Raw genomic sequence first — 13345 nt, 5'->3', positions numbered from 1 at the left:
GGGCGGGGGCGGAGGCGGGGGAAGAGCGCGGGACCCGGGCATGCGGCCGATGCTAGGGAGCCCGTCGCCCCGGGCGAGCGGGCCACGCGCGCGTGGACGGGAAATACGCGCACGCGCGCGTGGAATCGGGAAACGGCGCACGCGCGCGTGGACGGGGGATGACGCGCGGAGTCGGACGCGCGCGCCGAACAGGGCGCCGGACGGGGGGCGACGGGGTCGTGCCGTCCGGCGGGGCGGGTTCAGGCCGGGCGCACCACGCTGTGGATGCCGGACGCGCCGTCGTAGTAGACCGATTCCTCGCGGACGTAGGCTCCCGGCTTCGGGGCGTGGATCATCATGCCGTTGCCGATGTAGACGCCGACGTGGCTGACGTCGTCGTAGAAGAAGACCAGGTCACCGGGGCGGGCGTCGGCGAGGGGGACCGTGGTGCCCGCGTGCACCTGGTCGTAGGTGGTGCGCGGCAGGGTGACCCCGGCGGCCTTCCAGGCGGCCTGGGTGAGTCCGGAGCAGTCGTAGGAGCCGGGGCCCACCGCGCCCCAGACGTACGGCTTGCCGATCTGCGCGCGGGCGAAGGCGAGCGCCTTGTCCGCCTTGGTGGTGTACGAAGGGTCGGCGGGGGAGGCGGGAGCCGGGGCGGGGGACGACGATCCGGCGCCCGTCCCCGGGGCCGTGCCCGACGGGACGCCGCCGTCGCCCTGCGGCGTCGTGGCCCGGGCGGCCGCCTGCTGCCGGGCGAGCTCGGCCGCCTTGGCCGCGGCCTCCTGCCGCCGCTGCTTCTCGATCGCCGCGAGGCGCGCCTTCTCCTGGGCCGTCAGCCGGGACAGCAGCTCGCGCGCGTCGCCGAGCTTCTTCTGCACGGTGGCCTTGGCGGTCCTGAGCTCGCTCTGCGTGTCGGTGAGCGAGGCGAGGCTCTCCGCGGCCTCCCGGCGCTTGCGCATGGTCGCCGACTGCTCGGCGACGTAGTCGTCGACCGCGCTCTTCTGACGGTCGGTCACCCGGCTCATCAGCTGGTTCTGGTCGAAGTAGTCCTGCGGGGTGTCCGCGAGCAGGAACGTCGCCGTGTCGGGCGCGGAGGCGCCGGTGCGGTACTGGGCCGCCGCGCGGGAACCCAGCTCCTCACGCGCCTCGTTGAGCTTCTGGGTGCGCTGGGCGACGTCGTCGAGGAGGGAGTCGGCGCGCTTGCGCTGCTTGGTCGTCCGCTCCTTGGCGGCGTTGTACTTCTCGGTCGCCGACTCCGCCTGGCGGTAGAGGTCGTCGACCTTCTTCTCGACCTCCTCCAGGCTCGGCTTGCCGTCGTCCGGCGGAGCGGCGTTCGCCGTCTGGGAGAGCAGGGCCACCGACGTGAGGGCGGCGGTGGCGAGTGCGGGGGTGCGTATGCCTGCCACGCGCGGGCCCGCCGAGCGCGGCTTGCGGTGCTGCGACGCCAAGGGAGGCGACTCCTTCCAATGCTCCGCTCACCGGGTCGGCGGTGGGGCCCTCCCCGGTCGTCCGGGCGCTGGGGAGGGTTCGGGCGGTGGAGACCGGAAGGGTTGCCCGACGGCCTGCGTCCCGGCGGGGAGTCGGGCCGATTCACCCCTGGACTGCGGTGGGTCCCCGGTTCCGGACTGCGCGAGCGGGCGCGCCGGACTGGGCGGAGGCCGCGCGGCCCGGCGTCGTTCGCCGGTGGGGATCCTGCGGCCTGTCGGCACGGTAGCCAACCGGTGTGGTCCGTGTGAAGGATGCTGGGTGATATGCCCGATACATTTCCGTGACCTTGTGCCCGCCCGGCGGACTTCGTCCCAGGTGGTGGACGGACCGTGACGGCGCTCTCCCGGAGGGTGAGGCCGGGAGATTCCGGGGACGGCGGCCGGTTGTCAGTGGAGCCCCCTAGACTCGTAGAGCGATGAGCAGCCTCTTTGACGACAGCTTCCTGGCGGACCTCCAGGGCCCCCGCGCCCCCGAGGAGGAGCCCCCGCCGCCGCCCGAGAACGATCACGGACCGGAGTCGGTTCCGGACGATCTGTTCGGCGGGAAGTTCGACCTGCCGCCGGACCGGGACGGGCACTACCGCGACGGCGCCCCGCGCCCGGTGCTGGACGCGGCGGCCCTCCTGGAGGGGCTGAACGACAACCAGCGTGCCGCCGTCACCCATGCGGGCGCCCCGCTGCTCATCGTGGCCGGCGCCGGCTCCGGCAAGACACGGGTGCTCACCCACCGCATCGCCCACCTGCTGGCCGAGCGGCACGTGCACCCGGGGCAGATCCTCGCGATCACCTTCACCAACAAGGCCGCGGGCGAGATGAAGGAGCGCGTCGAGCAGCTCGTCGGCCCGCGCGCGCACGCGATGTGGGTGATGACGTTCCACAGCGCCTGCGTGCGCATCCTGCGCCGCGAGAGCAAGAAGCTCGGCTTCACGTCGTCGTTCTCGATCTACGACGCCGCCGACTCCAAGCGCCTGATGGCCCTGGTCTGCCGCGACCTGGACCTCGACCCCAAGCGCTACCCGCCCAAGTCCTTCAGCGCCAAGATCAGCAACCTGAAGAACGAGCTGATCGACGAGGAGGACTTCGCCGGCCAGGCTGCCGACGGGTTCGAGAAGACCCTGGCCCAGGCCTACGCGATGTACCAGTCGCGGCTGCGCGAGGCGAACGCCCTCGACTTCGACGACCTGATCATGACGACGGTCAACCTGCTGCGCGCCTTCCCCGACGTGGCCGACCACTACCGCCGCCGGTTCCGCCACGTCCTCGTCGACGAGTACCAGGACACCAACCACGCCCAGTACGCCCTGGTGCGCGAGCTGGTCGGCACCTCGGAACACCCCGTGGACGTCCCGCCGAGCGAGTACGACGTCCCGCCGGCCGAGCTGTGCGTCGTCGGTGACGCCGACCAGTCGATCTACGCCTTCCGGGGCGCGACGATCCGCAACATCCTCCAGTTCGAGGAGGACTACCCGAACGCGACGACGATCCTGCTGGAGCAGAACTACCGCTCCACGCAGACGATCCTGTCCGCCGCCAACGCGGTCATCGAGCGCAACGAGTCCCGCCGCCCCAAGAACCTGTGGACCAACGCGGGCGCGGGGGCGCGCATCACCGGCTACGTCGCCGACACCGAGCACGACGAGGCGCAGTTCGTCGCCGACGAGATAGACCGCCTGACGGACGCGGGCGACGCGAAGGCGGGCGACGTCGCCGTCTTCTACCGCACCAACGCGCAGTCCCGTGTCTTCGAAGAGATCTTCATCCGCGTCGGCCTGCCCTACAAGGTCGTCGGCGGCGTCCGCTTCTACGAGCGCAAGGAGGTCCGGGACGTCCTGGCCTACCTGCGCGTGCTGGCCAATCCGGAGGACTCGGTACCGCTGCGCCGGATCCTCAACGTGCCCAAGCGCGGTATCGGCGACCGCGCCGAGGCGATGATCGACGCCCTCTCCCAGCGGGAGAAGATCAGCTTCCCGCAGGCCCTCAAGCGCGTCGACGAGGCCTACGGGATGGCCGCCCGGTCGACGAACGCCGTGAAGCGGTTCAACGCGCTGATGGAGGAGCTGCGCACGATCGTCGAGTCGGGCGCCGGTCCGGCGACGGTGCTGGAGGCGGTGCTCGAACGCACCGGCTACCTCGCCGAGTTGCAGGCCTCCACCGACCCGCAGGACGAGACCCGGATCGAGAACCTCCAGGAACTCGCCGCGGTGGCCCTGGAGTTCGAGCAGGAGACCGGGGCGGCCGAGGGTGAAGCAGCCGCGCCGGCCGGTCTGTCCGACTTCCTGGAGCGGGTCGCGCTGGTCGCCGACTCCGACCAGATCCCCGACGAGGAGGAGGACGGCTCGGGAGTCATCACGCTGATGACCCTGCACACCGCCAAGGGCCTCGAGTTCCCGGTCGTCTTCCTCACCGGCATGGAGGACGGCGTCTTCCCGCACATGCGCGCCCTCGGCCAGACCAAGGAGCTGGAGGAGGAACGCCGGCTCGCCTACGTCGGCATCACCCGCGCGCGTGAGCGGCTCTACCTCACCCGGTCGTCGCTGCGCAGCGCCTGGGGGCAGCCCTCGTACAACCCGCCCTCCCGGTTCCTGGAGGAGATCCCGCCGACGCACGTGGACTGGAAGCGGACGGGGGCGACCGCGCCTGTCGCGTCCGGCCCCGTGTCCGGGGTGGCGGCCTCGCTGTCCTCGTCCCGCTCGCGCTCCTCGGCCGCCGGGGCGTCCGGTTTCGCGACGCGCCGGTCCGCGGGAGACAAGCCCGTGGTCTCGCTGGCCGTCGGAGACCGGGTCACCCACGACCAGTTCGGCCTCGGCACGGTCGTCGGCGTGAAGGGCACCGGCGCCAACGCGGAGGCCACGGTCGACTTCGGCGACGTCAAGCCGAAGCGGCTGCTGCTGCGGTACGCGCCGGTGGAGAAGCTCTAGCGCCCGCGCGCGGGCGAAGGCGCGCCGCCGCCTCGACGGTGGGGGCGCGGCGGCGCTTGCGGGCCGGTGCCGCGCGGAGCGCGGTCACGGGCCGACGGGCGGGCGCTCAGGTCGGGTTGAGTCCGTGGCTGCGCAGCCACGGCAGCGGGTCGATCGCGGAACCGCCGGCCGGCCGGACCTCGAAGTGCAGGTGCGGACCGGTGGAGTTGCCCGAGTTCCCGGAGTACGCGATGGGATCTCCGGCTTTGACGCTCGTGCCGGAGGGAACCCGGTAACTGGAGAGGTGGCAGTACCAGGTCTCCGTGCCGTCCTTCGCGGTGAGGATCAGCATGTTTCCGTAGGCGCTGTTCCACTGCGTCCGCACGGTGCCGTCGGTCGCCGCCATCACGGTGGTGCCGTAGGACACCGGGAAGTCGATGCCGGTGTGCTGGGACATCCAGTTGATGCCGGCCTGGCCGAAGTAGGCGCTGAGGCCGTGCTGCGCGACCGGAAGGGCGTACTTGGGGCGCAGCCGCTCCTTGCGGGCGGCTTCGGCGGCGGCCTTCTTCTGCTCCGCCGCCTGCTGCGCCTTGAGGTCGATACGTTCCTGCGTGCGGCTGGCCCGGTCGGCGAAGTCGTCGGCGCCGGCGCTGAGGGTCTCCAGCTGGCTGTCCAGCTTGTTGTTGGCGGCGGACGGCTTCACGGGCTGCGCGTCCGCGGCCGACGCCGTCGTGTCCTTGCCGTCGCCGCCGGTCAGCGGCAGGGAGCCGACCGAGGCCGCGGCGATCCCGGCGACGCCCATCACGCAGGCCGAGGGCACCGCCACCGTCAGCAGCGCGGACCGCCTGGCGGGCGTGCGGCGACGCGAGCGGCTCGCGTTGCGGGCGGCGGCCCGGCCGAGCGGCGCGGGCGCCGCCTCCTCCTGCTCGTCGAGGAGGGGGGCGTCGTCGGCCGGATCGTCGTCGGCCTGCTCGTCGTACCCGACCTGTTCGAAGGTGGCGGTGGCCTGCTGGTCGAACGGGACGTCGGCGGGCCGCTGTTCGTAGGCGTCGGCGTCCGCCTCGGTGTGGCCGTCAACGCTCTCGCCGCCGTCGGAGTTCCACTGCGTGGCGTCGTACGCGCCGGTGTCGAAGACCTGCGTGCCCCATTCCCACTGCTGGGTCGGGTCGGCCGGGTGCGCGGACTGGTCGGGCTGCAACCAGGCACTCGCGTCCCACTGGCCACTGACGTCCGGCGCGGCGGCCTGCTGCGGCACGGCCGACAGGTGCTGGTGCTCACCGGACCAGGCGGTGGCGTCGTACGCGCCGGTCTCGTAGGCGGTGTGGTGCTGGGCGCCGTAACCGTCGTAGTGGAGTGTCTGGTGGCTGCCCGTGTCCATGGCGTGATGGACGCCCGTGTGCCACTGCGTTCCGTCGTAGGCGCCGGGGGCCGTGCCGTCGCCCGGAAGTTCGCCGAAGAGGGGGTCGGCCGCCGCGGGATGCCCGCCGAGCTGCGCCGCGGCGTCGTAGGCGCCGGTCTCGTAACCCTGGTACGTGGTGAAGCCGTCGTACGGGGCTTCCTGGGTGCCGTACGACGCGTGGGGCGCCGAAGCGGCGTCGGAAGCCGGGGCCGGGGAGGTCATGATCCCCGACGGGTGACGGTCGTTCACCAACTTCTCTTTCGCCGACGACAGGGGCTGCCAGAGCAGTGCGGCGACTGTACCCGGCAGTACGCGGGCACGACAATCTTCTGTAGGTTTCGCGCCCGAAGGAAAAGGGCATTCGGCCGTGTTTCGGGGGACGAGGGGCGCGAGTTTGGCCCTAGGTTCGAATAGCGTTCGATGGCGAAGGCGTCCGGAGGAGGGGCGGAGGACCGCCCTGGAGGCTCCGGAGGGACGCCGCAGGCCTGCTCGACATGCTGGTGAGCGCTTTCGGGGAGGCGGGCTCAGGCCCGCTGCTCCCCCCCCGCTTCAGGCCGCTGCTCCTCCCGCTTCAGGCCACGGTCAGGCCGTCGCTTCGGGGGGCGGTGGCGGCGACGCCCTCGGGTGTCGCCGGGTGTTCGGTGTCGAGGGCCTGCCGGATGCCCGTCGCGACGGCGGGGTGCACGGGCAGCGCGAGGTGGCCGATGCCGGTCACCCGGACGTTCTGCGCCAGCAGGTCCGGGTGGTCGACGCAGGCCGACTCCAGCGGGTCCATCAGGTGGTCCAGATCGCTCCAGAAGCTGACGAAGTGGGTGCGGCAGCCCGGCGCGGGCCGGGACAGTTCCTCGATGAGCTCCGAGCCGGGGCGCATCTGGCGCACGATCGGGTGCGCGTTGGCCAGCGGTGCGACCCGGGTCCCCGCGTGCGGCGTGCCCAGCGTGACCAGCGTCCGCACCCGCGCGTCCCCCGCGAGCCGCTGCACGTAGTAGCGCGCTATCAGGCCGCCCAGGCTGTGTCCGACCACGTCGACCTGGGTGCTGCCGGTGCGCTCGCAGATCTCCTCTATGTGCCGGCCGAGGAGGTCGGCCGCGGTCCGTATGTCGCACGTCAGGGGCGAGTAGTTCAGCGACTCCACGCGGGGCCTGCCGTGCTGGGCCAGGCTGCGGCGCAGCAGGACGAACACGGAACGGTTGTCGATGAAGCCGTGCAGCAGCACGACGGGGGGCGCGGAGTGCGCGGGCAGGGGCGTCGGCTCTCCCTCGGACGCCGGTCCGGGGAGTTCGGGACGGACCGTGCAGCGGCGCTCCTGCGCCATCCCCGAGGGGTAGAGGAGCAGGTGCCCGGCGAGGATCGCGAGGTCCAGTGCGGTCGCCTTGAGGAGGGCCACGGAGAAACCGGCCAGTCGGCTCGGCAGGCTGGGGAGGTTCGGCAGCCCCGGAAGGCTGGGGAAACTCGGGAAGCCCGGGAAACCGGAGAAGCTGGGGAAGACGGCAAGGCCGGTGAGGCTCGGCATGTCCGGCAGCAGGCGCTGACACAACGGAAGAATGGGCTGCAAGGCCCGGGTGACCTTCATGGCCGACCTCCTGTCGGCACGCTGAGGACTTCTCTGTCCCCCGTGTGCCCTCGTGGAAGTCGCTGTCGAGGAGGTCGATCGGGCGCGACGGGGTGTACGGCGGTGAGGCCTGCGGGGCCGAGGGGTGTACGGCTCTTGTGACACCCGTTGGAACCGCTCGACGTGACGGGATCCCTGCCGGTACTGGCGACGAGGCTCCCGCTTGTCGTGCCTTACCTGCCCTACGTGACCATCGTGCCCGCCGATCCGCCGTACCGCCACGCGGCGCTGTCTGCGGCGCTCGGCGGCACCGCGACCCCGACGCGGCTCCGGTGCGCCTGTTCCCCCGTGGGGCGGGGGGAGCGGTGCGCGGTGAACGTGTCCCTCTGTGCGATTTTCCCCCTCGGCCGCCGTCGCGAAACTGCCGGTTGCGCGATGTCGGCGATCACGTGCGTTCACTTCCGGGGGCCGTCTGGCACCGGGTGGGCGGCCGGTGGAGGATGGACGCAGTCGCTTCATGGAGGCTGTGATGGGTGTGGCAGGCGGTCCGATCCGCGTGGTGGTGGCCAAGCCGGGGCTCGACGGTCATGACCGGGGGGCCAAGGTGATCGCGCGGGCGTTGCGCGACGCCGGCATGGAGGTCATCTACACCGGGCTGCACCAGACGCCCGAGCAGGTCGTCGGCACCGCGATCCAGGAGGACGCGGACGCGATCGGCCTGTCCATCCTGTCCGGGGCGCACAACACCCTCTTCGCCGCGGTGATCGAGCTGCTGAAGGAACGCGACGCGCAGGACATCGTGGTCTTCGGCGGCGGGATCGTCCCGGAGGCGGACATCGCGCCGTTGAAGGAGCTGGGGGTCGCGGAGATCTTCACTCCGGGGGCGACCACCGCGTCCATCGTCGACTGGGTGCGGGCCAACGTCCGCCGGCCCGCGGAAGCCTGACCCGGGGCCGGAGCCCGTCGGCGCGCACGGCCCGACGCGCGCACGGCCCGACGCGGGGCCGGCGTCCACCGGGCCCGCCCCACGGGGGCCCGACGTCCGCCGGGCCGCGTCGCGTTCTCAGGCGCCGCCCGGGCCGCAGTCCCGGTTCTCCAGCTCCGCCGTCATCGCCGCCCTCAGGCGCAGCGTCCTGCACAGGCGTTGGAAGGCCTCCGCCCAGTAGCCGCCCGCGCCGGGGGAGGCGTCCTCCGGTTCGTCCGGCACGGCCAGCAGGGCGTCCAGCCGGGCCGCCTCCGAAGGGTCGAGGCAGCGCTCGGCGAGACCCATCACACCGCTGAAGCTCCAGGGGTAACTGCCCGCGTCCCGAGCGATGTTGAGCGCGTCGACCACGGCCGTGCCCAGCGGCGCGGCCCACGGCAGCGAACAGACGCCCAGCAGCTGGAACGCCTCCGACAGGCCGTGCGCCGCGATGAAACCCGCGACCCATTCGGCCCGTTCCCGTGCCGTCAGGGTGCCCAGCAGTTTCGCCCGCTCGGCGAGGGAGACCGCGCCCGGCCCGCCCGCGCCGGGCGCCGACGGCGGCCCGAGCAGCGCCCGTGACCAGTCCGCGTCCCGCTGGCGCACCGCGGCCCGGCACCAGGCCGCGTGCAGCTCGCCGAGCCAGTCGTCGGCCACCGGCATCGCGACGATCTGCTCGGGTGTCCGGCCGCCCAATCGGGCCGACCAGCCGGTGAGCGGCGCCGCCTCCACCAACTGGCCGAGCCACCACGACCGTTCGCCCCGGCCCGACGGCGGGTGCGGCGACACCCCGTCCCGTTCCATGGCCGCGTCGCACTCGTGCGGCGCCTCCACCAGGAGCGTGGGCGTGTCCAGGGTGTGGTCGACGGCCACGCAGGCGCCGGCCCGGACGGCCATCCGCGCGGCCAGCGCCGACTGCGGCAGCGCCGACAGCAGCTCCGCCGCCGTGGCCCGCACATTGCGGCTGCGATCGGCCAGCGCCTGCTCCAGGAACGGCTCGTCCCGCGGGCCGAGACCGGTGCGCAGCGAGTCGAGGAACATCAACCGGTCCTCGGCGCGCTCCGTCGGCCAGGTGGCCTCCAGCAGTTCGCGCGCCGCGTCGGGATCGCGGGCGCGGATCGCCGCCAGGAGCGAGACGCGCTCGGCGAACAGGCCCTCTTGCCAGAGCTGTTCGACGCGCCGGGTCTCCTCCGGGCCCGGCAGCGCCAGGCCGCCGCCCGGGCTCGCGCGCAGCGCGAACCGCCAGTCCGGGTTGAGGCGGGCCAGCCACAGCGCGCGCGGACCGGCGAAGCGCAGGGCCGCCGGGCGCAGGTCCGTGCGCGCGCGGGCCGCGTCGAGCAGGGCGGGGAGGGACTCGGGAGGGGCGGCGAAGCCGCGTCCGTTCACCGCCGCCAGCCACTGCGGCAGGAGTTCGACGAGGTCGGGCGCGGTTCCCCGCCGGCCGCCCTGGGCGGTGCCGGGGCGGTCGGCCAGGAGGAGGGCGAGCCGCCGGGCGGCCGCCGGGGGCAGCGGGGGGCGCGGGTCCTCGGGGGCCGGTCGCGGGCGCGGCACCGCGGGACCCGGACGCAGGCCGGCCCGTCGGCGGACGGTCTGCGCGGCCGCGGCGTCCAGCAGGGCCGAGGGCGCGCTCCGGCCGGGGGCCGTGCCCGGGGGCGTACGGCGGTCGGTGCCCAGGAGGGCCGCGGTGACCAGGTCCTCCCAGACCGGCGACGGGGGCAGGGACGAGCCGGCGTTCATGAGGCTCCCTTCGGTTGCCGTCTTCCACTTCTACTGCGGCCGGAGCCGCCGTTGTCGTCGGTGCGTGGCGTCGGGGCGTTCAGCACAGGCGTACCGCGTCGGCGGGGCCCGTCGGCCAGGCCGTCAGCGGGGTGAAGCCGCGGTGGCCGCACTCGCCGAAGACCGTGACGGGGGCGCCGCCCGAGAGAGCGACCAGTCGCCACAGGCCGGGGCGGGAGAGCGCGGCGGGGGCGAGGGGCAGCGCCGTGTCGCCCGAGGCGTCGGCCAGCTGCCAGGAGTCGCCGTCCGGCACGGGTATCACGTCGTCCAGCGTCACCGGCACGGACTCCTGCCACGGGTCGTCCCGCAGAGCCTCGCCGTAGCGCGCGCTCGCCTCGGCCGTGGTGCCGCCCGGGGGACGGACGCGGGTGGGCGTGGGCGGCGCGAACTGCTCGCCCAGGGACGCGCGCAGCCCGCCCGTGCCCGGGTGGACGGACAGTTCGGCGTCCAGGACGAGGCCCACGGGCAGGGTGAGTCCGGGAGCGCGGCCGGCCGCGCCGTAGGAGAGGAGGAGCGCCGTGCGGCCCGACGCGGCGCCGTGCAGCCAGATGCGGCGTGTCGTCAGTTTCGGGTCGGTTCTGTCGTACTGGGCGAGGACCAGCCACTCGTCCCGGACGGGCGGACCCTGCGGGGACGACGGCAGACCGACGCGGGTGCGGACCGTCGCCGACAGGGCGTCGGGCAGCCGCTCGCGGTGCAGCCAGCCCTGGTCCAGGAGATGGAGCAGGGCGCACTCCTCCAGCAGCCGCACCGGCCAGCCCGGCCCGGAGGCCGGGACGGCTCCCAGCTCCCGCACCCGCGAGGCGAGCCCGGGCGCCTGGGCGTCGACCATGCGGGCTGCCGTCTCCTCCCACAGCCCGTACCCCTCCTGCTCGGCCGTGGCCAGGCCGGCGCGCAGAAGATCGGCGAGCCTCTCCTCGAGATCCGTGGCCCCCGCGGTGATCCGCTCGGCGCGGCGCTCGGCCCGGCGGGCGGCCCCCTCCGGGTCGGCCGGGCCGGACGGGGAACCCGACGGCTGCGCCTCTCGTTTCTCCCGTGCGCGCCTGCGGCCCGCGAGCCACTCCTCGGCCCAGTCCGGCGCCTGCCCGGCGGGCACCGACGCCTCCCCGCCCGACCAGAGCAGCAGCAGCCCGAGCGCGTGCTTGCACGGGAACTTCCGGCTCGGACAACTGCACTTGTAGGCCGGACCGGCGGAGCCGGAGCCGCCCACGACGTCGACGGCCGTCCGGTACGGCGTGCTGCCGCTGCCCTTGCACAGCCCCCACACCGCCCCCTCCGGCGAACTGCCCGTCGCCGACCACGGCCCGGCCGCGGCGAGTTTGCTCCCCGCTTTGCGTGACGCGGCGTCAGGCGCCAGTGCCAGCACCTGGTCCGCGCTCCAGCGCACCCCCTGCTGAGTCATGTCCCCGACGGTAGATCCCCCCACTGACAATCGGCCCGGCGTGCCCTCGCCGACAGCGGCAGCCAGCGCGTTTGCGCAGGTCAGATCGCATTGTCAGTGGCGTGGTGCACGGTGGACACCAGATCCGAACCGGCCGAGCTGGAGGGGGCCTCAGCCATGTCTGTGTCCGTAGATCCGACGTCCGTGAAACCGAGCGACACCGAGCCGGCGGACGCATTGCGCCCGCACGCCGAGGACGCCTTCGCCGCCGAACTCGCCGCGCTGGCCGCCCAGGACGACCGGCCGCGGCCGGCCCGCTGGAGGATGTCGCCGTGGGCCGTGGCCACCTACCTCCTCGGCGGCGTCCTGCCGGACGGCACGGTCGTCTCGCCGAAGTACGTGGGCCCGCGCCGCATCGTCGAGGTGGCCGTCACGACCCTGGCCACCGACCGGGCGCTGCTGCTGCTCGGGGTCCCGGGCACCGCCAAGACCTGGGTCTCCGAACACCTGGCCGCGGCGGTCAGCGGCGACTCCACGCTGCTGGTGCAGGGCACCGCGGGCACGCCCGAGGAGGCGATCCGCTACGGCTGGAACTACGCGCAGCTGCTCGCGCACGGGCCGAGCCGCGACGCGCTGGTGCCCAGTCCCGTCATGCGGGCGATGGCGGAGGGCTCCACGGTCCGGGTGGAGGAGCTGACCCGCATCCCGGCCGACGTGCAGGACACACTGATCACCGTCCTGTCCGAGAAGACGCTGCCGATACCGGAGCTGGGGCAGGAGGTGCAGGCCGTCCGCGGCTTCAACCTCATCGCCACGGCCAACGACCGCGACCGCGGGGTCAACGAGCTGTCCAGCGCGCTGCGCCGGCGGTTCAACACGGTGGTGCTGCCGCTGCCCGGGAGCGTCGAGGCGGAGGTCGACATCGTCGCGCGGCGCGTCGACCAGATCGGCCGCTCCCTCGACCTGCCGCCCGCCCCGGACGGCTTCGAGGAGATCCGCCGGGTGGTGACGGTCTTCCGCGAGCTGCGCGACGGCGTCACCTGCGACGGCCGCACGAAGGTGAAGTCGCCGAGCGGCACGCTGTCCACCGCGGAGGCCATCTCGGTCGTCACCGGCGGTCTCGCGCTCGCCGCGCACTTCGGCGACGGCGTGCTGCGGCCGGCCGACGTGGCGGCGGGCATCCTCGGGGCCGTGGTGCGCGATCCGGCCGCGGACCGGGTCGTCTGGCAGGAGTACCTGGAGGCGGTCGTGCGCGAACGCGCGGGCTGGACCGACTTCTACCGGGCCTGCCGGGAGGTGAGCGCGTGAACGGCGATGCGGCGATCGGGGCGGGGATCCGTGACGAGGGGAGGGTGGCTGTGAGCGACGACACGAAGTGGCCGCGCCGGTGAGCGCGGAGCGGACGGCGGGCCCCGGCGGCGGTGCGGAGGCCGCCGCCGGGCGGCCCCTGCTGCTCGGGGTGCGTCACCACGGGCCGGGGTCGGCGCGCGCGGTGCGGGCGGCGCTGGCGGCCGCCCGGCCCCGCACCGTGCTGATCGAGGGGCCCCCGGAGGCGGACGCGCTGATCCCCCTGGTGGCGGACGAGGACATGCGTCCCCCGGTCGCCCTTCTCGCCCACGCCGTCGACGAACCCGGCCGGTCCTCGTTCTGGCCGATGGCCGAGTTCTCCCCGGAGTGGGTCGCGCTGCGCTGGGCCGTGGAGCACGGCGTGCCCGCCCGCTTCATCGACCTCCCGGCCACGCACACGCTGGCCTGGGAGAGGCACGAGGGAACCGAGGGGGCGGAGGAGCCGGGGGAGCCGGAGGAGGCCGGGGAGGCCCGGAAGACGGACGTGTCGGGGGAGACGGAGGTGCCGGGGGAGACGGGGGAGCCCGGCCCAATCGGCGGCGGCGCGGGGGACGCCGGCGGGAGCG

9 protein-coding genes are annotated in these 13345 nt (G+C 73.9%); 4 read left to right on the top strand and 5 right to left on the bottom strand.

Going from position 1 to position 13345, the window contains the following annotated elements; all coding sequences use genetic code 11:
• Nucleotides 1-239: 239 nt before the first annotated feature.
• Nucleotides 240-1427, bottom strand: a complete 1188-nt coding sequence (locus tag KMS84_RS34680; RefSeq protein WP_256920509.1) for a C40 family peptidase — start codon at nt 1425-1427, stop codon at nt 240-242.
• A 455-nt stretch (nt 1428-1882) separates the two neighbouring features.
• Between KMS84_RS34680 and pcrA the strand changes: the two genes are divergently transcribed.
• On the top strand, nt 1883-4384 hold the full coding sequence (gene pcrA, locus KMS84_RS34675) for a DNA helicase PcrA (RefSeq protein ID WP_256920508.1): 2502 nt from the start codon (nt 1883-1885) through the stop codon (nt 4382-4384).
• 106 nt (nt 4385-4490) lie between these two features.
• On the opposite strand, the gene KMS84_RS34670 is transcribed toward pcrA, so the two are convergent.
• Together KMS84_RS34670 and KMS84_RS34665 are read right to left on the bottom strand one after the other, a co-directional pair.
• Nucleotides 4491-6011: a M23 family metallopeptidase gene (locus KMS84_RS34670; RefSeq protein WP_256920507.1), complete on the bottom strand. Its 1521-nt coding sequence runs from the start codon at nt 6009-6011 to the stop codon at nt 4491-4493.
• A 322-nt stretch (nt 6012-6333) separates the two neighbouring features.
• Complete coding sequence (locus KMS84_RS34665; RefSeq protein WP_256920506.1) at nt 6334-7335, bottom strand: esterase/lipase family protein; 1002 nt, start codon at nt 7333-7335, stop codon at nt 6334-6336.
• A 508-nt stretch (nt 7336-7843) separates the two neighbouring features.
• Here KMS84_RS34665 and icmB point away from each other — a divergent pair.
• A complete protein-coding gene (gene icmB / locus KMS84_RS34660; protein ID WP_256920505.1) occupies nt 7844-8260 on the top strand; it encodes a coenzyme B12-dependent isobutyryl CoA mutase small subunit in 417 nt (138 codons plus the stop codon).
• A 117-nt stretch (nt 8261-8377) separates the two neighbouring features.
• Here icmB and KMS84_RS34655 read toward each other — a convergent pair whose 3' ends face one another.
• Nucleotides 8378-10012 (bottom strand): DUF5691 domain-containing protein, encoded by a 1635-nt coding sequence (locus tag KMS84_RS34655; protein ID WP_256920504.1) that lies wholly within the window; start codon nt 10010-10012, stop codon nt 8378-8380.
• 79 nt (nt 10013-10091) lie between these two features.
• Nucleotides 10092-11453 (bottom strand): SWIM zinc finger family protein, encoded by a 1362-nt coding sequence (locus KMS84_RS34650; RefSeq protein ID WP_256920503.1) that lies wholly within the window; start codon nt 11451-11453, stop codon nt 10092-10094.
• 156 nt (nt 11454-11609) lie between these two features.
• Here KMS84_RS34650 and KMS84_RS34645 point away from each other — a divergent pair, with 156 nt between their 5' ends.
• Nucleotides 11610-12740: an ATP-binding protein gene (locus tag KMS84_RS34645; RefSeq protein WP_256920502.1), complete on the top strand. Its 1131-nt coding sequence runs from the start codon at nt 11610-11612 to the stop codon at nt 12738-12740.
• 79 nt (nt 12741-12819) lie between these two features.
• Nucleotides 12820-13345, top strand: a 526-nt coding sequence (locus tag KMS84_RS34640; protein ID WP_256920501.1) for a DUF5682 family protein, incomplete at its 3' end; no start/stop codon positions are given.

Origin of the sequence: Streptomyces hilarionis (assembly GCF_024539675.1) — a bacterium.
Lineage (GTDB): Bacteria > Actinomycetota > Actinomycetes > Streptomycetales > Streptomycetaceae > Streptomyces > Streptomyces hilarionis.
Note: the sequence above shows the minus strand (reverse complement) of the source record. Positions and strands in the feature narration are given on the sequence as shown.

Excerpts from the sequence above, each read along its gene's own strand:
- KMS84_RS34650 (WP_256920503.1), bottom strand. The coding sequence starts at position 11,453 with ATGACTCAGCAGGGGGTGCGCTGGAGCGCGGACCAGGTGCTGGCACTG.
- pcrA (WP_256920508.1), top strand. The coding sequence starts at position 1,883 with ATGAGCAGCCTCTTTGACGACAGCTTCCTGGCGGACCTCCAGGGCCCC.
- icmB (WP_256920505.1), top strand. The coding sequence starts at position 7,844 with ATGGGTGTGGCAGGCGGTCCGATCCGCGTGGTGGTGGCCAAGCCGGGG.
- KMS84_RS34655 (WP_256920504.1), bottom strand. The coding sequence starts at position 10,012 with ATGAACGCCGGCTCGTCCCTGCCCCCGTCGCCGGTCTGGGAGGACCTG.
- KMS84_RS34665 (WP_256920506.1), bottom strand. The coding sequence starts at position 7,335 with ATGAAGGTCACCCGGGCCTTGCAGCCCATTCTTCCGTTGTGTCAGCGC.
- KMS84_RS34645 (WP_256920502.1), top strand. The coding sequence starts at position 11,610 with ATGTCTGTGTCCGTAGATCCGACGTCCGTGAAACCGAGCGACACCGAG.